The following is a 21,236-nucleotide window of genomic DNA, read 5'->3' on the forward strand; positions in this document are numbered from 1 at the left end:
TAGGATTCTAGGAGGAAATGGTATGCGTTGTCCGAAATGTGGTGGTAATAAATCAAGTGTAGTTGATAGCAGACAGGCAGAAGATGGGAATACAATCCGCCGCCGCCGTGAGTGTGAGGAATGTCAGCACCGCTTCACGACCTACGAGCGCGTCGAAGAGAGAACCCTAGTAGTTGTCAAAAAGGACGGGACACGTGAGCAATTTTCTCGGGATAAGATTTTTAACGGTATTATTCGCTCCGCTCAAAAGCGGCCAGTATCTAGTGACGAAATAGAGGAGATTGTCAACCGAATCGAGCAAAAAGTCCGCAGTCAGAGCGACAATGAAATCAATAGTGAATATATTGGATCCTTAGTCATGGATGAACTGGCCGAGCTGGATGAAATCACCTACGTTCGCTTCGCCAGTGTTTACCGCAGCTTCAAGGATGTAGGCGAGCTGGAAAGCCTGCTCAAGCAGATTACTAAGGGGTCCAAGAAGAAAAAGGACAAATAAATGAAACCAAACCATCAGTTTTCTTTCTTGCGCAACAATGAAGTCAGCCCAGATATTGCTATCTTGACCAAGCTCTATTTACCGATTTTGGGGAGAGAAGCAGTAACGCTTTATCTTTATCTGCTGTCTTTTGGTGATAATGGGCAAAAACAGCACCTCTTCAGTCAGATTCTCAATCATTTAGATTTTGGACTTAATATTTTAGAAGAAAGTTTTGAGCGTTTAGCGGCGATTAAGCTAGTAGATCTTTATCAAACAGATGACTATTATCTGGTTCAACTCCACCCGACCTTAACGGCGGAGGAATTTTTCAGCCATAATGTGTACAGCCGGCTCTTGGAAAAGAAAATCGGAGAAGCTGCTGCAGAAGCCCTGCGACCAGAAAATCCTAGCGGAGATAAATTGATCAAGCCTTTTATGCAGGTGTTTGGTATGGAAGCTGAGCAGCCAAGGGCAGTGCGAAAGGCCAATGATTTTGATTTGGAGTATTTCAAGCAACGGATGGCTCAGGACAATCTTCGCTTTGCCAATGAAAAGGAAGATGTGCTAGAATTGTTTGCAATTGCTGAGCAGAAGAAGTGGACTTGGTATGAGACCTATGTCTTGGCTAGAGAAACTGCCGTTTCTCAGGTCATTTCTACCAAGCGGATGAAGCAAAAGCTAGTTCAGAAGCCAGCAGAAGGTCAGTTTTCTAAGCAAGAGCAGTCTATTATCCAAGAAGCGAAACGAACATCGCCAATGGTTTTCCTGGCAGAAATCAAAAAAACCCGTCAGGCTGCTATTACGAGGACGGAGAGAAAGCTTTTGCTAGATTTAGCTGAATTAGGCCTTTTGGACGAGGTTATCAACGTAATCTTGCTCTTGACCTTTAATAAGGTGGATTCAGCCAATCTCAATGAAAAGTATGCCCTCAAGGTAGCTAATGATTTTTCTTATCAAAAGGTGACGACAGCTGAGGAAGCAGTCTTGAGAATCCGTGAGCGCAACCAGCAGCCCCAGAACCGTCCAGCTAAATCTGGACAAGGCTCTACCAAGAGCAACGTACCTGACTGGAGTCAGCCGGATTATAAAAATGAAACGAGCGCAGAGAAGCAGGCCGAGCTAGATGAGCAGAAACGTCGGCTCTTAGCCAAACTTGAAGGAGGAGGCGAATAAATGGAGAAAATAGGACAGAATATGCCTCATATGAATAGGGTGCGGCAGTTTGACTATCAGGAGCTGGTCAAGCAAATCATGGCGGACCCAGATGTGGCAGCCTTTATCCAGCAGGAAAAGCTGACCCAAGCTGAGATTCAGCGCAGTGTCTCCAAGTTTAACCAGTATATTACGGAGCGCAATCGCTTTTTGCTGGGGGACGAGACCTATATTGCTAAGGGGTATAAGCCAATCTTGGTGAAAAATGAAGGCTATGCGGATGTTGCCTATGAAGAAACGCCTGAGTTGATTGAGCAGGAGAGACAGGAGGCCATTAGAAGCCGTCTCAATCTTATCAGTCTACCAGCCAGCCTCAAAGAAGCTAGTCTAGCTCAGGTGGATCTGGATGATGTTGGCCGCTACAAAGCTTTTGAACTGTTGACCAACTTTGTTGCTGAGTTTCCTCATTATCAGAAGGCTGTTTATCTCTACGGGGATTTTGGAGTCGGAAAGAGCTACATGATGGCAGCTCTGGCGCATGATCTGTCAGAGAAGCGCAGTGTTTCAACGACTCTTCTCCATTACCCAAGCTTTGTTTTGGATGTTAAGAATGCGATCAGCTCTGGCTTGGTCAAGGATAAGATTGACCAGGTCAAGACGGCTCAAGTGCTGATTTTGGACGATATCGGTGCAGAGCAGTCTAGCCCCTGGATGCGCGATGAGATTTTGCAAGTCATTCTCCAGCACCGTATGCAGGAAAATCTGCCAACTTTCTTTACTTCTAACTTTAGTTTTGCGGATTTAGAGCGTCACTTTGCCAGCTCTAAGAATGGCGATGAGACTTGGCAGGCTAAGCGAGTTATGGAGCGGATTAAGTATCTGGCTCAGGAGGTACGCCTAGAAGGAGAGAACCGCCGATGAATGAAACGATTAACTTAATGAAATCTCATACGTCTGTTCGCCGCTTTACGGAGGAGCAGATTTCGGATAAGGAATTACGTGCTATCATTGATGCTGGGCGAGCTGCGTCCAGCTGGAAGAATTTTCAGTCCTATTCTATCATTGTGGTGCGAAGCAAAGAGAAAAAAGAAGCCCTCTTTGACTTGGTGCCTCAAGAAGCCATTAGGCAGTCTTCAGCCTTTCTGCTTTTTGTTGGTGACCTCAATCGAGCTCAAAAGGGCGTTCACATGCATACGGAAGACTTTTATCCTGAGGGAACAGAAAATCTCCTGATTAGCTCAGTAGATGCCGCTTTGGCGGGGCAAAATACCCTGTTAGCAGCTGAAAGTTTGGGTTATGGCGGGGTAATCATTGGATTGGTTCGTTATGCTGCTAGTCAAATAGCAGAGCTTTTCAAGCTGCCGGACTACACTTATCCAGTCTTTGGGATTGCTCTGGGGACTCCTAACCAGAACCATGCAGTCAAGCCACGTCTGCCTTATGAAGCAGTGGTCTTTGAGGAAGAATATCGTGAACAGGATTGTTCAACTATTCAAGCCTATGACCGCGTACAGACTGAATATGCTGGCGAGCGAGCTAAGGAAACCTGGAGTCAGCGCCTAGCTGCCCAATTTGGTCAGGAGCCTAATCAGGCTATTGACCAATTGTTCAAAGAAAAGAAATTAGAAAAATAGGGCGGAGTTTGGCTCTGTCCTAAAGAATGAAAGAGGAAAAACATGGCCTTACCAACTATTGCCATTGTCGGCCGTCCCAATGTCGGCAAGTCAACGCTCTTCAATCGGATTGCGGGTGAGCGGATTTCCATTGTGGAAGATGTTGAAGGGGTGACCCGCGACCGAATCTATGCGACCGCAAACTGGCTCAACCGTAAGTTTAGTATTATTGATACGGGCGGAATTGACGATGTTGACGCGCCTTTTATGGAGCAAATCAAACACCAGGCTGAGATCGCTATGGACGAAGCGGATGTCATCGTTTTTGTCGTGTCTGGCAAGGAAGGTATTACGGATGCGGACGAGTATGTGGCTCGCATGCTCTATAAGACTCATAAGCCGATTATTTTAGCGGTCAACAAGGTGGACAATCCCGAAATGCGCAATGAGATTTTTGATTTCTATGCGTTGGGCTTGGGTGATCCATTCCCGGTTTCCTCAGTCCACGGGATTGGTACAGGGGATGTTCTTGATGCGATCGTTGAAAATCTGCCAAATGAAGAAGTGGCTGAAAATCCTGATATGATTAAGTTTAGCTTGATTGGCCGTCCTAATGTCGGCAAGTCTAGCTTGATCAATGCCATCTTGGGGGAAGATCGAGTCATTGCTAGTCCAGTGGCTGGTACAACGCGTGACGCTATTGATACGGTCTTTACAGACAGTGAAGGTCAGGAATTTACCATGATCGACACGGCTGGTATGCGCAAGTCAGGCAAGGTCTATGAAAATACGGAAAAATACTCTGTCATGCGGGCCATGCGGGCCATTGATCGCTCAGATGTCGTTCTGATGGTGCTGAATGCCGAAGAAGGAATTCGTGAGTACGACAAGCGAATCGCTGGCTTTGCCCATGAAGCTGGAAAAGGAATGATCATCGTCGTCAATAAGTGGGATACGCTAGAAAAAGATAACCATACCATGAAAGACTGGGAAGAAGATATCCGAGACCAGTTCCAGTATTTGTCTTATGCGCCAATTATCTTTGTCTCTGCCCTGACCAAGCAGCGTCTCCATAAGCTGCCGGACATGATTAAGCAAATCAGTCAGAGTCAGAATACCCGTATTCCCTCTGCGGTCCTCAATGATGTTATCATGGATGCTATCGCGATTAATCCGACACCGACTGACAAGGGCAAGCGTCTCAAGATTTTTTATGCGACTCAGGTAGCGACCAAACCGCCAACTTTTGTCATCTTTGTCAACGAAGAAGAACTCATGCATTTCTCTTACCTGCGTTTCTTGGAAAATCAAATCCGCAAGGCCTTTATTTTTGAAGGAACCCCGATTCACTTGATTGCAAGGAAGCGGAAGTAGAGTTGTAAAACAGCAATTTGACAAACATACGTTTATATGCAAAAATGAAAGTAAGCATAAGAGCTTGCTTTTCTTTTTTTATGTCGAAAGTATGGTATAATGGTGAGATAAATGTAAGGTGGTAATTATGGCAAAATTAATTCCTGGAAAGATTCGGACAGAAGGAATTGCCCTGGTTGAAAACAATAAGGTAGTAATCCTTGAGGTCAGTGATTCTCTTTTATATGCTCGTGTGGACGAGTGTAATCTGCGCTATAGCTTGGATGATGATGTCATCTTTTGTTATTGCGACTTTTTCCAGAAGAAAAAATACTGTGCCCATCTGGCAGCCTTGGAGTATTATCTGAAAAATGCTCCATCTGGAAAAGATGTGCTAAAGAGTATGGAAGAAGAGGAGTTGACCAGTCAGGAGACCCAAGAGCTGGTTTCTTTTGGAAGCTTGTTCTTGGATAAAGTCTTGCCGGATAAATCCAATCAACAGGTTCGTTATGAGCTTTCGGCTACTGGTCAGGAGGATTCTTATACAGGGCAGTTTCTCTGGAGTCTCCGAATCAGTCGCTTGCCGGACGAGCGCTCTTATGTTGTCCGAGACGTTCTTTCCTTCCTTCGGACCTTGGAAAAGGGCGGACATTATCAGATTGGTAAGAGTTACTATGAGGCTATTCATTTGGAGGATTTTGATGAAGCCAGTCAAGATTTGCTCGTTTTCCTGCAAGGACTAGTGCTCGACTATCAGGGGCAAGATTCCTCTTTGATTTTCCCAAATGCTGGGCGCAATCTTTTCTTCCCGGCTAGCATCTTTGAAGAGGGAGTTATCTTCTTGATGAATCTGTCTTCTTTCCGCTTAGAATACAGCCTTTATGACTACAGTGAAGTCTTTTTCCAAGATTTACATGAAGAGTCAGAAGTTTATACTTTCCAAGTGGAAGAGTATGAAGAGCATTTTGAGCTAGTCATTGCTGAGAAGAATTATAAGATGCTTTATGATGGTCAGTTTATTTTTTATGGAGATACCTTCTACCAGCTAAATCCTCAGCAGATAAGACTAATTAAGGCTTTACGGGAGTTGCCTATAGAGCATGATCGGTTGAAGCGCCTGCAATTCGACTTGTCAGAGAGAACGAAGCTGGCTTCCAGTTTGTCTGAGTTTAAAAAGGTTGGTCGGGTAGAAGCACTTGAAAGTATGATGATTCATGACTTTACAGCCAAGTTTGACTTTGACATCGGTCCTGACAAGCGTCTGATTTTGGACACTGTCTTTGACTATGGAGACAGGAAAGTGACGACTCGCAAAGATTTGGAACGTCTGCCTTTTGCAGGTAATTTTGAGCATGAGCAGCAGGTATTTAAGCAAATGCTGCAGGCAGGTTTTGTGGCAGACTTTTACAGTCAGAGACCGCCTCTGAAGCCGGAAGAAATTTATCATTTCTTCTCAGAAGTCATTCCCAATTTTGAGGCTTTGGGCCGTGTCAGCATGACAGAAGAGTTAGAGGCACTGGCACAGACAGAAAGTCCAAGGATCTCTGTCAAGATGAAGGGCGGCCTCTTAGATGTTGGTTTCGATTTTGCTGGCATTGCGCAGTCAGAGATAGACGCAGTTCTTGATTCACTCTTTAAGGAGCAGGACTTCTTTATCAGTAAGTCCGGGCAAGTCTTGATTTTCGATGAAGAGACCAAGGAGATGAGTCGGACTTTGCAGCAGCTGCGGAGTAAGCGGACTAAAAATGGCTTCATTCAGACCAGCAGTCTAGCAGCTTACCAACTGGCAGAGTTTTTTAAGGGCAAGGATAAGGTACAGTTTTCAAAAGATGTGCAGCAGCTAGCCTTTGACCTGACTCACCCTGAGGAATTTCCTCTTCCCAAGCTGCAAGTCAAGGCTGACCTTCGGGATTACCAAGAGACGGGTGTCAAGTGGCTATCCATGCTTGATAAGTATGGATTCGGTGGCATCTTGGCTGACGATATGGGGCTAGGAAAGACCCTGCAGACGATTTCTTTTCTGAGTTCGCGTATAGATGACTCTAAGAAAGTCTTAATCTTGGCGCCATCCAGCCTGATTTACAACTGGAGCGATGAGTTTGCTAAATTTGCTCCGCATTTGGATGTGGCGGTGGTTTATGGTCTGAAAAATGTTCGTGATGAGCTGATTGCGGAGAAACATCAGATTACCATTACTAGCTATGCTTCTTTCAGGCAGGATGTGGAAGAATACAAGGATAACCACTTCCAGTATCTGATTTTGGATGAGGCTCAGGTGATGAAGAATGACCAGACCAAGATTGCCCAGTATTTGCGGGATTTTGAAGTGGAGCATACTTATGCTCTTTCTGGGACGCCGATTGAGAATAATCTGGGAGAACTTTGGTCTATTTTCCAGATTGTCATGCCAGGACTTTTGCCAAACAAAAAGGAATTTTTAAAACTGCCGGCTGAGAAAGTCGCTCGCTATATCAAACCATTTGTCATGCGGCGCAAGAAAGAAGATGTGCTGCAGGAATTGCCTGATTTGATTGAAGTTGCCTATCGCAATGAATTGGCAGATAGCCAGAAGACTATTTATCTGGCTCTGCTCAAACAAATGCAGGACAGAATTATCCATGCGACAGAAGATGAAATCAACCGCAGCAAGATAGAGATTCTGTCAGGTCTTATGCGCCTCCGTCAGATCTGTGATACTCCGAAGCTATTTATGGAAGATTACGAGGGCGAGAGCGGTAAGCTGGAAAGTTTGCGGGAATTACTTGAACAGATACAAGATGGTAATCGTCGTGTCCTCATATTTTCACAATTTCGTGGTATGCTGGATATTATCGAGAGTGAGCTGGACAAGATGGGCATGGAGTCCTTTAAGATTACAGGCTCTACTCCGGCTAAGGAGCGTCAGGACATGACAACAGCCTTCAATGACGGTCAGCGTTCAGCCTTTTTGATCTCCCTCAAGGCTGGAGGTGTCGGTCTCAATCTGACTGGTGCAGACACAGTCATCTTGGTCGACCTCTGGTGGAATCCAGCGGTTGAGGCTCAAGCCATCGGCCGTGCCCACCGTATCGGACAGGAGCGCAATGTCGAAGTCTATCGGATGATTACACGGGGAACGATTGAGGAGAAGATACAGGAGTTGCAGGAGAGCAAGCGCAATCTGGTTTCGACTATTCTTGACGGAGTAGAAGCCAAATCCAGTCTCTCTGTGGAGGAAATTCGAGAAATTCTGGGAATTTCGGCAGAATAGCTTGAAAAATAGCCTGAATAGTTTATAATAATGAAGGATTGAAAGGAAAAAGATATGACTGATAAACAATTTCCTCTGGTGTCAGATGATGAAATCATGCTGACGGAAATGCCGCATATGAATCTTTATGATGAACTGGATCTCATTAGCAACATTACCGGAGACTATACAGACCGTAATTATTTGGAATGGATGCCGATTGTGGACTCCAGCAGGCATGCTCCTATCGCTGCCAGTCAGGCTATCAGAAGACCGCTGCAAAAGCAGTCTGCTTTCAAGGATTTTAAAAAGCCGATTGATAAGAAAGATCCGGCCATTCGTTATGCTGAGCAGGCACGCGAGGAAGCTCGGGCAGATTTGAAAAAGAAGCGTTCAGCGTCTTATCTGACCAGCGACCTTCCGACTAAGGTCCGCAGCAGAAAGCTTCCAACAGCTTCTAATGCGGAAAGACCGAAGCCAACAGCCCCTTTTCAGAAGAATACATCGGGCGAATTTACGAAGTTTGGCGATAGGCTTCAGCAGGATAACTATATTTTGGCAGATATTCAGCCTGAGTATAGCAGCCCTCAGCCACAGGAGCCGGAAGAAAAGCCTAAGAAGAACAATTATGATTTTTTAAAAACTAGTCAGATCTATAATCAGGATAGGGCTAAGGAGGAGCAGTTGAAGCATTCCAAGGCTCAAGAGCTGAATTTGACAGGCTTGGACAGCGAATAAAGCTGGCTTGCTTGATCCTTTTCTGCCTGCATTTTCTGGTGTATAAAGGAAATTGCTGTTTGATTATGTAAATGTAAAATCTATCTGCATATAACATCCGTCATCGGTTGAAGAAGACCGATGCCAGAAGCTGGGACTTATTGATTGGTCCAGCTTCTTTGGTGTTTTGGTGGTGCCTAAAAGTTTGTAATTAAAGGAAATCCTTGCGGGCTGATTAGGGTCTGAGGAGATTTTCCTCTTTTGACTTGCTTTCATGGCCTTATATCATCTTAAGGAGTAATCATGACGAAAACCTATCATTTTATCGGGATTAAGGGCTCTGGTATGAGCGCTTTGGCTTTGATGCTGCACCAGATGGGCCATAAGGTTCAGGGCAGTGATGTTGATAAATATTATTTCACTCAGCGCGGTCTGGAGCAGGCTGGCATTTCCATCCTGCCTTTTGATGAAAAGAATATCCAGCCAGACTTCGAAATCATTGCCGGCAATGCCTTTCGTCCAGATAACAATGTAGAAATTGCCTATGCAGACGCAAACGGTATCAGCTATAAACGCTACCATGAGTTTTTAGGCAGCTTCATGCGTGACTTTGTTAGCTTGGGAGTGGCTGGTGCCCATGGGAAGACTTCTACAACGGGTATTCTTTCCCACGTTCTGTCTAATATCACGGATACTAGCTATCTGATTGGGGACGGTACAGGCCGTGGTTCTGCCAATGCCAAGTATTTTGTCTTTGAGTCAGACGAGTACGAGCGTCATTTCATGCCCTATCATCCGGAATATTCAATCATTACCAATATCGACTTTGACCATCCGGATTATTTCACGAGCCTAGAAGATGTCTTTAACGCTTTCAATGACTATGCCAAGCAGATTACCAAAGGGCTTTTCATTTATGGAGAAGATGAGCAGCTGCGCCGGATTACGTCCAAAGCTCCGATTTACTACTATGGCTTCAAGGAAGAGGGCAATGACTTTGTCGCTCACGACCTCTTGCGTTCTACCAGCGGTTCAGGATTTAAAGTTTCTTTCCGTGGGCAAGAGCTGGGTGAGTTCCAAATTCCAAGCTTTGGCCGCCACAACATTATGAATGCAACAGCAGTAATCGGTCTCTTGTATACTGCAGGTCTTGATTTGAATCTAGTTCGGGAGCACCTCAAGACCTTTGGTGGAGTTAAGCGCCGCTTTACTGAAAAGATTGTTAACGAAACAGTTATTATTGATGACTTTGCTCACCATCCGACGGAAATTATCGCAACCTTGGATGCAGCACGTCAGAAGTATCCAAGCAAGGAAATCGTGGCAATTTTCCAACCGCATACCTTCACTCGGACCATTGCTCTCTTGGACGAATTTGCGGAAGCTCTCAATCAGGCTGACTCAGTCTATCTAGCTCAGATTTACGGATCTGCGCGTGAGGTGGACAAGGGTGATGTTAAGGTAGAAGATCTGGCTGAAAAGATTGTGAAACGGGCCAAGGTCATTGATGTGGATAATGTTTCCCCACTTCTTGACCACGATAATGCCGTTTATGTCTTTATGGGAGCTGGTGACATCCAGACCTATGAATATTCCTTTGAACGTCTCTTGTCCAATCTGACCAGCAACGTTCAGTAGGAGGAGACTTGATGGAAGCACCGATTCGAATCAGGCAGGCCGACTTGAGTGACTGGGAAGAAATTCTTGCAATTCAGCAGCTGAATTTTCCAGCAGCAGAAGCGGCCGGTGCAGAAGTTCTCAAAGAGCGGATTGAGCAGATTCCAGATACTTTTTTGCTAGCAGAGCTGCATGGTCAGCTGGCGGGCTATATTGTTGGACCAGCTATTCAGGCGCGATATCTGACAGATGATCTCTTTAACAAGGTGGGTGCTAATTCTCCAGAAGGTGGCTTTATTGCCGTCCAAAGTCTGTCCGTCCATCCGGATTTTCAGAGGCAGGGGGTCGGAACCTTGTTGCTTGCAGCTCTCAAGGAGATAGCTGTTCAGCAAAATCGAAAGGGCATTAGCCTTACCTGTCATGATGAGCTGATACCTTATTATGAGATGAATGGTTTCGTCCACGAAGGGATTTCTGACTCAACTCATGGTGGAGCTGTCTGGTCTGATATGGTGTGGGAAAATCCCAATTTTAAGGAGAAGTGATGATTATCCGTCAAGCTCAAATGGCTGACTTAGATGCCATTTATGCTATCGAATTGGAAAATTTCAGTCCAGAAGAGGCTGTTAGCCGAGAAAGCCTAGCAGCACATATCCAAACCCTATCTTCGACTTTTTTGGTGGCAGAAAAGGACGGTAAGATTTTGGGCTATCTGGAGGGACCTGTCCGTCCAGAACGTTATTTAAAGGATATTTCCTTTACAGAGGAGATTGAAGATTATGGCCATCTGGAGGGTGGCTTTATCTCTCTGACCAGCCTTTCTATCTCGAAGGATGCTCAGGGGATGGGAGTCGGTCGCAAGCTACTGGAAGCTATGAAAGAAATTGCTATAGCAGATAAACGCCAAGGTATCAATCTGACTTGCCACGACTACCTCACCGCTTACTACGAGAAGCATGCCTTTGTAAATGAAGGTTTGTCACAATCAACTTACGCAGGCGCTACTTGGTTTGATATGGTCTGGGAAAATCCTAGTCTCAAACTGCAAAAAAAACAATAATAAGCTAGAAAATCCTACTCTTATTGCATTTATCTGACTTTTAAGATATAATGTTAGGGATTATGATGAAGGAGGTCAAATTTTTGACTGAAAAATCACAAGACAAAGAGAAGAATCTGAGCTTTAAAGAGCAGATTTTGAAAGATTTAGCTGGAGAAAAGGAAGAACAAACTCCCTCTTCAACTAGCCAGTCAGAAGCGGACTCTGCTTCTGCAAAAGAAACAGCAGCTGCGGACGACTTTGAAGCTAGACCGGCTTCGGTAGATGTTTCCTACAAGGTTGCAGAGAATGAAAAGGCTCATCCTCAGGTCTATGGCCGATTGGATGAGGAAGATAAGAAGCCCAATGAGGTCCTATCTCGGGCTAATCGGGCCAACAACACGGTCAAGAAAAAACGTCAAAACACCTTAGCCCGCAGGATTATGACAACGGTTCTGCTGATTGTCCTACTGGGACTTGTGGTTACAGGAGTTGTCGGCTATACTTATGTATCTTCAGCTCTTAAACCTGTTGATGCAAACGCAACAGAATATGTGACGGTTGAAGTACCAGAAGGTTCAAGCTCTAAGCAGATTGGAGAAATCCTTGAGAAAAAGGGGCTGATTAAAAATGCCCAAGTTTTTAGTCTGTATTCCAAGATTAAAAGCTTTAACAATTACCAGTCTGGCTATTACAATCTCCAGAAGAGTATGGATCTAGATACCATTGCTCGGCAGCTTCAGGAAGGTGGAACGGATACGCCACAACCACCAGTTGTTGGTAAGGTTACTATTCCTGAAGGCTATACGCTGGAGCAGATTGCAGAGGCTGTGACGGTTAATGCAGCTGCAACTTCTAAGAAGACTAGTAAGACACCTTTTAGCAAGGACGATTTCCTAGCTAAGGCGCAGGATGAAGCTTTCATTTCCAAGATGGCGGCTAAATATCCACAGCTGCTGGGCACATTGCCAAGCAAGGACAGCGGAGTCAAGTATCGCTTAGAAGGTTACCTCTTCCCTGCCACTTATAACTATGGTGAGGATGCGGATCTGGAAAGCTTGATTGATCAAATGTTGGGCGCAATGAATACCAATCTGTCTTCTTATTACTCTACTATCGAAGCGAAGAACCTAACGGTTAATGAAGTTCTGACTCTTGCTTCTCTAGTGGAAAAAGAAGGTTCAACAGACCAGGACCGCAAAGATATTGCCAGCGTATTTTACAACCGTCTCAATCAAGCGATGCCGCTTCAGAGTAATATCGCTATCCTTTATGCTCAAGGCAAGCTAGGAAAGAAAACGACTCTGAAAGAGGACGCTGAAATTGATACCAATATCGATTCGCCTTTCAATGTCTATAAAAAAGAAGGGCTTATGCCTGGACCAGTTGATAGTCCGAGCCTATCTGCTCTGGATGCTACCATTAATCCAAGTAAGACGGACTACCTCTACTTTGTGGCAAATGTTGAAACAGGCGCTGTTTACTTCGCCAATACTTATGAGGAACACGCCAAAAATGTTGAGGAGCATGTCAACAGCAAGCTCACTCAATCCAGCAGCAGTTCTAATTAGACTGCTATCATTGCAGACGAGAGAAAGCTAGTGCATTTAGTTCTAGCTTTCTCGGTCCTGCTATATAAAAAAGGGACTGATACAGACTTGTCTCAGCCTCTTGTTTTAGTTTAAAAATAAAAGAAAATAAAAGAAAAGAGAAAAAATGGCTGAAAAAACTTATCCTATGACCCTAGAGGAAAAGGAAAAACTAGAAAAAGAATTAGAAGAATTGAAATTGGTGCGTCGTCCAGAAGTGGTAGAACGTATTAAGATTGCCCGCTCATACGGCGATTTGTCAGAAAACAGTGAATACGAAGCTGCTAAGGACGAGCAGGCTTTTGTGGAAGGACAGATTTCTAGTCTGGAAACCAAGATCCGCTACGCTGAGATTGTAAACAGTGACGCTGTAGCCAAGGACGAGGTAGCTATCGGCAAAACAGTTACCATCCAAGAAGTAGGCGAAAGCGAAGAGGAAGTTTACATTATCGTTGGTTCTGCTGGTGCAGATGCTTTCGCAGGCAAGGTATCCAATGAAAGCCCGATTGGACAAGCTTTGATTGGCAAGAAAACAGGTGATACTGCAACAGTCGAAACACCAGTTGGCAGCTACGACGTTAAAATTCTCAAGGTTGAAAAAACCGTTTAATCGATACCAAAAGGAACTGGCTAGAAGACTGGTTCTTTTTTCGTTTCTTTTAAGACAGAGAGTATAGGATAGATAAGAAGAGCAGGGGAAAAATAGAGAAAAGACAGATGGTTATGCTATAATGAGAATAAGCTAGAAAAGTAGGAGAACTGTATGCAAGAGCAAGATATTTATGGGAAATACGGCGTCTATCTGCCCAAGATTTTAGATGATCTTAGTCAGCGTATTCAAGAGGCTAATGATCGAGTCAAGCAGGAAACAGGGCAGAAGCTTTTTGAGCATTTTAATGCACGGGTCAAGCAGGCAGCCAGTATGGAAGAGAAATGTCAACGCAAGAATCTGCCTAGGACGCCAGAGTCAGCCCTAAAAGAAATTCGTGATGCGATTGGGATTCGGATTGTTTGCGGTTTTATCGAGGACATCTATCAGACTATTGAGGTGCTTCGTCAGCTGGAGGGCTGTGAGATTGTTCTGGAAAAGGACTATATCCGAGCTGCCAAGCCCAATGGGTATCGCTCCTACCACTTGATATTAGAGGTGGAGACTCCTTATGAGGATTGTCATGGTCAAAATCCCGGCCGCTATTTTGTAGAAATCCAACTTCGGACCATTGCCATGGACTCTTGGGCCAGCTTAGAGCATCAGATGAAGTACAAGCACGAGATAAAAGACAGCAAGCGGATTGTTCGTGAGCTGAAACGCTGTGCAGATGAGCTGGCGTCCTGTGATGTGACCATGCAGACCATCCGCAATTTGATTCGAGAAAGTGAGTGAGATGATGAAGATTTTATTAGCTGAAGATGAGCAGCAGCTGTCTCGTGTCTTGGAAACAGCGATGACCCATGAAGGCTATCAGGTTGATACAGCCTTTGATGGGCAGGAGGCTGTGGACTTGGCCAAGGAAAATGCCTATGATTTGATGATTCTGGATATCATGATGCCGGTCAAGACAGGCATTGAAGCGCTGAAAGAAATCCGCCAAACCGGCAATACGACCCACGTCATCATGCTGACAGCTATGTCAGAGGTGGATGACAAGGTCACAGGGTTGGATGCCGGTGCAGATGATTATCTGACCAAGCCCTTCTCTCTGAAAGAGCTTCTGGCTCGCCTGCGCTCTATGTCCAGACGGGTAGCGACGTTCACCCCCAATTTGCTGCAGATTGGCCAAACCAGCCTCAATGTCGGAGAACATGAGCTCATTAGCTCCAATTCTATTCGCTTAGCTGGTAAGGAATCTAAAATGATGGAATTTCTCATGCTTAATGCCCAGAAGAGTCTTTCTACTCAGGAAATCTTCCGTCATGTTTGGGCTAATGACGAGGATGAGGATTTGGACGAAGGCTTCGTCTGGATTTATATTTCCTATTTGCGTCAGAAGCTGAAGGCTATTCATGCTGATCTTGCTATCTTGGGTGAGGAAGGCGGCAGTTTCACTCTGGTGCCGCTGGAAGGAGATGGTCATGTTTCGGAAGCTTAAAATTCGGTTCATTCTGCTGGCTTCGGCGGCTATTGTCTGTATTTTGCTGACCATGATTGCTGTCTTAAACTCCGTTCGCTTTCTGCAGACCAACGGAGAAATCCAAGCCGTTCTCAATATTCTATCTGCCAATAATGGAGATTTTCCCAGTGTAGAAGAAACGGCAGAGAGCTTGCAAAACGACCGTATCACCATTGATACCATCTACCAATACCGCTATTTTAGCGTGGTCTATAAGGAAGACAAAACACTTTACTCCTCTAACTTGGACCATCTTTCCAATCTATCTAAGGAGCAGGCGCTCAGCTATGCTAACAAAGTGATTAAGGACAGCCGTAGCAGTGGAGTTTTTAAGGTAGGCAGTCAATTTTATTCCTACCAGATAACGCAGGATTCCAAGACCAAGCGCTATTTACTGGTGGTATTAGATTCGACTAATTATCTCGAAAGCCGCAATGACTTTTTCTGGCTGTCTATCCAGTTGTGCTTCTATAGCTTTATTTTCTTTGTCTTGGTCGTGTCTGGATTTTCCAACTTTGCCATCCGTCCCTATATCAAAAACTATGAAAACCAAAAACGTTTCATCACTAATGCTGGACATGAACTGAAGACGCCATTGGCAATCATCTCAGCCAATACGGAGCTGCAAGAGCTGATGACTGGCGAAAATGAATGGACAGAAAGCACCAAGTACCAGGTCAAGCGTCTCAGCAACCTAATCAATCAAATGGTCGTTCTGGCCCGTCTGGAAGAGCAGCCAGATGTTACCTTGGTAGATGTGAATTTCTCAGAAGTTGTCAAAAAAGTGGCTGGAAACTTCAAGTCTGTCATCGAGAAGGCAGGCAAGAAGTACGAGATCAAGCTGCAGGAAGACATCCATGTCAAGGCAACTGAAGATGAACTTTATGAATTGGTTAGTATCCTGATTGACAATGCCTGCAAGTATTGTGACGAAGATGGGCAAATTTTTGTCACCTTGACCAAGGCCAAGCGCGGGAAACGAGCCCGTTTGACGGTAGCCAATAGTTATGCTGACGGTAAGAATGTTGATTACAGTCGTTTCTTTGACCGTTTCTATCGTGAAGACGAATCGCACAATCAGAAGCAGCCTGGCTACGGGATTGGCCTATCCATGGCAGAAAGTCTGGTGCGGATTTTCAAGGGCAGGATTTGGGTTTCATATAAGAAAGGATTGATTGGCTTTACTGTTCTACTGTGATAGAGTCACCTCGTTCATCAGTTATTGCTTTGTTTGCTGAGCTTTTTGTATCGGCGATGCTGATTTTAACTTGAGATTAAAAAAATTCTTCTAGCTAATACTAGAAGAATTTTTCTTTATCTTGACCGTTGCTTACCAGCATTACGGTTCTTTTTCTTTTTGTTCTTTTGCTCAATAGCCGGCTGAGCTTTTGGAGTGACATCTTTAGCCCGACTCGCTTTTTTCAAGCCTTTAGGAGGATTTTTTTCAAATTCCTCTGCTACCTGTTTTCTCAAGCGAGGTCGGATGATATAGTTGATGATAAATTGCTGGATAATTTGGATAAATCCACCAACTACCCAGTAGAGAGTGACTGCGGCAGGAGAGAGGAATGAGAAACCAACAATCATGATAGGACTCATATAAGAAGCCTGTTTCATGCTGTTTCTTTGAGTTTCATCTTCAATACCATGCAGAGAGAGCACCGACTGGATATAGTAGAGGATACCGACAATGGCAGTCAAAGCCAAGTCGCTTTTGGCCAGGTCTTTAATCCAGAGGAAGGAACTGCCTGCAACTCCTTGAGTATACTGAGCGGCAAAGAAGAGGGCTGAGAAGAAAGGCATTTGGATGAGCAGAGGCAGACAGCCTATACCGCCAAACATGCTGAGTCCATTCTCTTTTTGAGCAGCCATCAGTTCTTGCTGAGCCTGCATTTTCTCTTCCTGAGTTTCGGCATTTTTGATTCGCTCTTGGATTGGGGCAAAAATCGGCTTAAAGTAGTTCATCTTTTCAGACTGAAGCGTTGCCTTCCAAGACTGATAGATTCCCAGCGGCAGAATGATAATCCGCACGATGAGCGTAACGATAATAATCGCCAGACCATAACCCAAGCCTGAATTCTTGGCAAAGAATTGGATACCATCCGCCATAGGCTGACCAATCACATCCCAGATCAGACCAGAAGGATTACCGGCCTTGTCGCGACCCACACAGCCAGACAGGAAAAGAAGCGCAGCCAGTCCCATACCGGAGAATAAAAAGCGTTTGAAATGTTTCACGAGTTCATATCCTTTGTTTCTAAAAAATAATACCTATCTATTCTACTGTTTTTTTGCAAAATATACAATAGTTCTGCAGACCTAATTTGAAATTTTGAAGTCAGGATAGGAGTCGAAATTAGCTATGGTCACATCCAAATAACTAACCTTAGAAAAAGGTGTCGGTCCCTTGCGGATTTCTTGGATAAATTTGGCCATCAGAGCTGGGTCATCAGCCTGAGCCAGAATGCCAACAGTACCGTCATCATTGTTCCAGACCCGGCCGGTAATACCTCCGATTTCCAGCGCTAGAGAATAAACTCCCCAGCGAAATCCAACCCCTTGTACCCGTCCTTGGGCTATCATTTTTACCTTCTGCATGGCATCCTCCTTTAGTGAGCGGACCGAGGGGATTTAAGCCCTCAGTATGAGTGCAAGTCTGCTAAATTGTGGTATAATGTTCTTATGAATATTATAACCTCAAAAGCCAATAATGTGGTAAAAAAAGCTAAAAAACTTCATCACAAAAAATACCGCAAGGATTCTTATTTGATCGAGGGCTGGCATTTATTTGAGGAAGCTGTCAGCAGCGGGGCAGAGCTGATTCGGATTTTTGCTTTAGCGGAATACGCAGAGCGATTAGCTGATTTTTCTCAGGTGATCTTTGTCAGTTCGGAGATTTTAGCAGATTTGGCTGATAGTAAGACGCCACAGGGGATTGTCGCGGAAGTGGCTTTTGAAAGGGAGGAAATACCATCGGGGTTAAATGGGCGCTATCTTTTCTTGGAGGACGTTCAGGATCCAGGTAATGTCGGTACCATCATTCGGACAGCTGATGCAGCTGGCTTTGACGGGGTTTTCATCTCTCGTTTGTCAGCAGATATCTATAACTTAAAAACGCTGCGCTCTATGCAGGGAAGCCATTTTCATCTGCCAGTTTATCGGTTGGATACAGCTGATTTTATTAGGCTGGCTCAGTCTTCCCGTCTGCCAATTCTAGCGTCGACCTTGTCGTCAACATCTATCGATTACAGAGAGGTGGATAGTAAAGAGAGCTTTGCCCTAGTCATGGGCAATGAAGGGCAGGGTATTAGTCCAGAAATGACGGCAGCAGCTGATGTTCTGGTCCATATTTCCATGAAGGGGCAGGCAGAAAGTCTCAATGTTGCTGTCGCTGCTGGTATTTTAATCTTTCATTTAAGCTAAAAATCAGAAAAAGAGATATAATAGTTGGCAAGGGAGGTGATTCTATGCCTTACAAAAAGGACGAGGAATTTATGGCCTATGTTGGGCACCTGATTGAAATGCCTAGTGTGCAGCGCCTGAAAGAAATTCCCCATCATATTCATTCCAATAGACTTGAACATTCCATCAATGTGAGTTATACTAGTTACAGAATTGCCAAAAAATTTGGCTGGAATGCCCGCAGTACGGCACGCGGTGCCCTGCTTCATGACTTATTCTACTATGATTGGCGTGTGACCAAGTTTAAGAAGAGTCATGCTTGGGTTCATCCGAGGCTGGCAGTTCGCAATGCTCGTAAGATTACCAAGCTTAATAAAGTCGAAGAGGACATTATCGTCAAGCATATGTGGGGCCTGACCTTGGCACCGCCTCGCTACAAAGAGTCATTCGTTGTGACGATGGTGGACAAGTATTGGGCCGTCAAAGAAGCAACGGCACCTTGGAGACGCAAGGGTAGTAATCGCAAGCTCTTTCATCGAAAGATGCTGAAACCGTAAATGTTTTATTATAAAAGGAGTAACTATGAATCATTCTATTATTCAAGATCAATCAGATATTAATTCTTTCTATGCAAAGATTTATTCTATCGTTGGTGTCGGTATCGGAATCTCAGCAATCGTATCCCTCTTGATGCTGAACTTCTTTCAGGACATTATTATCTCTGTTCTGACAGGCTCCACTTGGATTTTCTATGCAGCTATTGCAGTTGAGTTTATCCTTGTGTTGGTAGCATCTGGAACTGCTCGGAGCAATAGTCCGGCGGCGTTGCCTATGTTTTTAGCTTATTCAGCCATCAATGGATTTACCTTAAGTATTATCATGGCGCTGTATCTTCAGTCAACTGTTCTCTTAGCCTTTCTGACAACGACTGTTATGTTCTTTGCTATGGGCTTCATCGGCAAGGTGACCAAGAAGGATCTTTCTGGAATGGGCAGAGCTTGTATGGCCGGTTTGATTGGTATTATCGCTGCTAGCGTCCTTAATATCTTCTTGAGAAGCAGTGGCTTGGACTTTATCATCAGTATCGTTGGTGTCCTTATTTTCTCAGGGCTCATCGCTTGGGACAATCAGAAAATCCGCTATGTCTATGAGCAGACCAATGGCAATCCAGGGAATGGCTGGGCAATTTCGCTGGCTCTGCATCTATATCTGGACTTCATTAATCTCTTCCTCAGCTTGCTGCGTATTTTTGGAAGAAACAAATAACTCAGCTAAATAAGACTAAAGCATTGGGCGCTTGCCCAGTGCTTTTTGTTTCTCCTATGGATTTATGGTATAATAAAGCCAGCAAATAGAAAGCGAGAATAGTATGAAAACTCCTTTTGTCAGTCGTGAAAAGCTAGCGGAGATTACGGCGCAGTTTCCAACACCTTTCCATCTTTATGATGAGAAGGGAATTCGGGAAAGAGCGCGTGCCCTGCATGAAGCATTTTCTTGGAATCCAGGCTTTAAAGAGTATTTTGCCGTCAAGGCCACTCCCAATCCTGCTATTTTAAAAATCCTCAAAGAAGAAGGTTGTGGGGTGGATTGTGCCAGTTATGTTGAGCTGCTCATGAGCCAAAAGCTGGGCTTTGCTGGACAGGATATCATGTTTTCGTCCAATAACACACCAGCTGAGGAATTTCAGTTTGCGCGTGACTTGGGAGCGACTATCAATCTGGATGCCTATGAAGATGTGGCTTTTCTAAAGGAAGCCGCGGGTATTCCAAAGATTATTTCCTGCCGTTACAACCCTGGTGGTGTCTTTGAGCTGGGAACCAGCATTATGGATAATCCAGAAGAAGCCAAGTTTGGTATGACCAAGGACCAGCTGATTCAGGCTTTCAAAGAGCTCAAGGAGTTGGGAGCTGAGAAATTTGGGATTCATGCCTTCTTGGCCTCAAATACTGTCAGCAATGACTACTATCCTGAACTGGCCCGTCAGCTTTTTGAGCTGGCTGTAGAAGTAGTGGCTGAGACAGGAGTTGAGTTGGACTTTATCAATCTATCTGGCGGTGTAGGCATTAATTATCAGCCTGATGGCGAGGAAAATGACATTGCGGTCATCGGTCAAGGAGTTCGTCAGGCCTATGAAGCTATTCTGACACCTGCTGGTCTAGGACAGGTTAAGATTTATACGGAGCTGGGCCGCTTTATGTTGGCACCTTATGGCCTGCTGGTCACCAAAGTTACCCATAAGAAACAGACCTACCGAACCTATCTGGGAGTGGACGCCTCTGCGGTCAATCTGCTACGTCCTGCCATGTACGGTTCTTATCACCACATTACTAATATGGATCGACCTATGGGTGAGACAGAGATTGTGGATGTTGTCGGCAGCCTCTGCGAGAATAACGACAAATTTGCTATTAATCGACCGCTACCCGTCAGCCAAATCGGTGATACTTTGGTGATTCACGATACTGGTGCTCATGGTTTTTCTATGGGTTATCAGTACAATGCCAAGCTCCGCTCCAGCGAAATTCTCTTGGAACAAGATGGCAATGTTCGCATGATTCGTCGGGCAGAAAAACCAGAAGATTATTTTGCGACACTATATGGCTTTGATTTTGAAAAATAGAGAAAATTTGATATAATGAAGAGCAATGTAAAAATGGAAATAGAGGAGTTCTCGATATGAATTTAGTTTTAGCAATTTTCTTGATTATGGCAGCATTTGCTGGAGGCGTGATCTTGGGTATGTATCTGCTTCGTCGGCAAGTGGAGAAGGAATTTGCAGAAAATCCGCGTTTGAATGTAGAAGCAGTTCGGACCTTACTTAGCGCTAGTGGCCAACGGCCAAATGAAGCGAAAGTACAGCAAGTTTATCGTCAAATTATCAGCCAGCAGAAAGCTGCGCTTGCTAAGAGCAAAAAGAAAAAATAATTTTCTAGAGG

At 44.7% G+C, this 21,236-nt stretch carries 22 protein-coding genes; 20 read left to right on the forward strand and 2 right to left on the reverse strand.

All coding sequences use genetic code 11. The features are described 5' to 3' along the window. Positions 1-22: 22 nt before the first annotated feature. The 15 genes from nrdR to J1C91_RS02960 all read left to right on the forward strand — a co-directional run bounded on the left by nrdR (position 23) and on the right by J1C91_RS02960 (position 16,096). Positions 23-496 carry a transcriptional regulator NrdR gene (gene nrdR / locus J1C91_RS02890; protein ID WP_002894570.1) on the forward strand — a complete coding sequence of 158 codons (474 nt, stop codon included), beginning with the start codon at positions 23-25 and terminating at the stop codon, positions 494-496. Then, positions 497-1,651: a DnaD domain protein gene (locus tag J1C91_RS02895; RefSeq protein WP_125438289.1), complete on the forward strand. Its 1,155-nt coding sequence runs from the start codon at positions 497-499 to the stop codon at positions 1,649-1,651. Then, positions 1,652-2,551 (forward strand): primosomal protein DnaI, encoded by a 900-nt coding sequence (dnaI, locus tag J1C91_RS02900; protein ID WP_009659093.1) that lies wholly within the window; start codon positions 1,652-1,654, stop codon positions 2,549-2,551. Then, positions 2,548-3,264: an NADPH-dependent oxidoreductase gene (locus J1C91_RS02905; RefSeq protein WP_125438286.1), complete on the forward strand. Its 717-nt coding sequence runs from the start codon at positions 2,548-2,550 to the stop codon at positions 3,262-3,264. Before dnaI ends, J1C91_RS02905 begins: the two co-directional genes overlap by 4 nt. A gap of 42 nt (positions 3,265-3,306) precedes the next feature. Beyond that, positions 3,307-4,617, forward strand: a complete 1,311-nt coding sequence (gene der, locus J1C91_RS02910; protein WP_002918434.1) for a ribosome biogenesis GTPase Der — start codon at positions 3,307-3,309, stop codon at positions 4,615-4,617. 127 nt (positions 4,618-4,744) lie between these two features. After that, positions 4,745-7,846 carry a DEAD/DEAH box helicase gene (locus J1C91_RS02915; RefSeq protein WP_002909062.1) on the forward strand — a complete coding sequence of 1,034 codons (3,102 nt, stop codon included), beginning with the start codon at positions 4,745-4,747 and terminating at the stop codon, positions 7,844-7,846. A 54-nt stretch (positions 7,847-7,900) separates the two neighbouring features. Next, positions 7,901-8,563, forward strand: a complete 663-nt coding sequence (locus J1C91_RS02920) for a hypothetical protein (protein ID WP_002909065.1) — start codon at positions 7,901-7,903, stop codon at positions 8,561-8,563. Between the two features lie 282 nt (positions 8,564-8,845). Continuing rightward, complete coding sequence (murC, locus tag J1C91_RS02925; RefSeq protein ID WP_002909068.1) at positions 8,846-10,180, forward strand: UDP-N-acetylmuramate--L-alanine ligase; 1,335 nt, start codon at positions 8,846-8,848, stop codon at positions 10,178-10,180. Between the two features lie 11 nt (positions 10,181-10,191). Further along, on the forward strand, positions 10,192-10,704 hold the full coding sequence (locus tag J1C91_RS02930; protein ID WP_002909071.1) for a GNAT family N-acetyltransferase: 513 nt from the start codon (positions 10,192-10,194) through the stop codon (positions 10,702-10,704). Continuing rightward, positions 10,704-11,219: a GNAT family N-acetyltransferase gene (locus J1C91_RS02935; RefSeq protein ID WP_048772938.1), complete on the forward strand. Its 516-nt coding sequence runs from the start codon at positions 10,704-10,706 to the stop codon at positions 11,217-11,219. The genes J1C91_RS02930 and J1C91_RS02935 overlap by 1 nt, the downstream gene beginning before the upstream one ends. Positions 11,220-11,269: 50 nt before the next feature. Further along, positions 11,270-12,769 (forward strand): endolytic transglycosylase MltG, encoded by a 1,500-nt coding sequence (mltG, locus tag J1C91_RS02940; RefSeq protein ID WP_002909073.1) that lies wholly within the window; start codon positions 11,270-11,272, stop codon positions 12,767-12,769. Between the two features lie 145 nt (positions 12,770-12,914). Beyond that, positions 12,915-13,397, forward strand: a complete 483-nt coding sequence (gene greA, locus J1C91_RS02945) for a transcription elongation factor GreA (protein WP_002894584.1) — start codon at positions 12,915-12,917, stop codon at positions 13,395-13,397. A 153-nt stretch (positions 13,398-13,550) separates the two neighbouring features. Further along, the gene (locus J1C91_RS02950) at positions 13,551-14,171 is read left to right on the forward strand and encodes a GTP pyrophosphokinase (RefSeq protein ID WP_002909074.1); all 621 of its coding nucleotides are present in this window, start codon (positions 13,551-13,553) and stop codon (positions 14,169-14,171) included. A gap of 4 nt (positions 14,172-14,175) precedes the next feature. Further along, entirely contained in the window at positions 14,176-14,877 is a 702-nt protein-coding gene (locus J1C91_RS02955; RefSeq protein ID WP_032912578.1) for a response regulator transcription factor, read from the forward strand. Next, positions 14,861-16,096 (forward strand): sensor histidine kinase, encoded by a 1,236-nt coding sequence (locus J1C91_RS02960; RefSeq protein WP_125438283.1) that lies wholly within the window; start codon positions 14,861-14,863, stop codon positions 16,094-16,096. The genes J1C91_RS02955 and J1C91_RS02960 overlap by 17 nt, the downstream gene beginning before the upstream one ends. Positions 16,097-16,212: 116 nt before the next feature. Here J1C91_RS02960 and yidC read toward each other — a convergent pair whose 3' ends face one another. After that, positions 16,213-17,136, reverse strand: a complete 924-nt coding sequence (yidC, locus tag J1C91_RS02965; RefSeq protein WP_125438280.1) for a membrane protein insertase YidC — start codon at positions 17,134-17,136, stop codon at positions 16,213-16,215. An 81-nt stretch (positions 17,137-17,217) separates the two neighbouring features. Beyond that, positions 17,218-17,496 carry an acylphosphatase gene (locus J1C91_RS02970; RefSeq protein WP_125438277.1) on the reverse strand — a complete coding sequence of 93 codons (279 nt, stop codon included), beginning with the start codon at positions 17,494-17,496 and terminating at the stop codon, positions 17,218-17,220. Between the two features lie 84 nt (positions 17,497-17,580). On the opposite strand from J1C91_RS02970, the gene J1C91_RS02975 reads away from it, so the two are divergent. From J1C91_RS02975 to J1C91_RS02995, 5 genes are all read left to right on the forward strand, one after another. After that, positions 17,581-18,321 carry a TrmH family RNA methyltransferase gene (locus J1C91_RS02975; protein WP_125438274.1) on the forward strand — a complete coding sequence of 247 codons (741 nt, stop codon included), beginning with the start codon at positions 17,581-17,583 and terminating at the stop codon, positions 18,319-18,321. 44 nt (positions 18,322-18,365) lie between these two features. Beyond that, positions 18,366-18,857, forward strand: a complete 492-nt coding sequence (locus J1C91_RS02980; RefSeq protein WP_002905148.1) for an HD domain-containing protein — start codon at positions 18,366-18,368, stop codon at positions 18,855-18,857. Between the two features lie 25 nt (positions 18,858-18,882). Further along, a complete protein-coding gene (locus J1C91_RS02985; protein ID WP_002899730.1) occupies positions 18,883-19,566 on the forward strand; it encodes a Bax inhibitor-1/YccA family protein in 684 nt (227 codons plus the stop codon). 103 nt (positions 19,567-19,669) lie between these two features. After that, on the forward strand, positions 19,670-20,920 hold the full coding sequence (locus J1C91_RS02990; protein WP_125356672.1) for a diaminopimelate decarboxylase: 1,251 nt from the start codon (positions 19,670-19,672) through the stop codon (positions 20,918-20,920). Positions 20,921-20,976: 56 nt separating this feature from the next. Beyond that, positions 20,977-21,225, forward strand: coding sequence for a YneF family protein (locus tag J1C91_RS02995; RefSeq protein WP_002894600.1), 249 nt, complete (start codon positions 20,977-20,979; stop codon positions 21,223-21,225). The last annotated feature ends 11 nt before the right edge of the window (positions 21,226-21,236 follow it).

This window comes from Streptococcus sanguinis (assembly GCF_050222175.1).
GTDB classification, from domain to species: Bacteria; Bacillota; Bacilli; order Lactobacillales; family Streptococcaceae; genus Streptococcus; species Streptococcus sanguinis_M.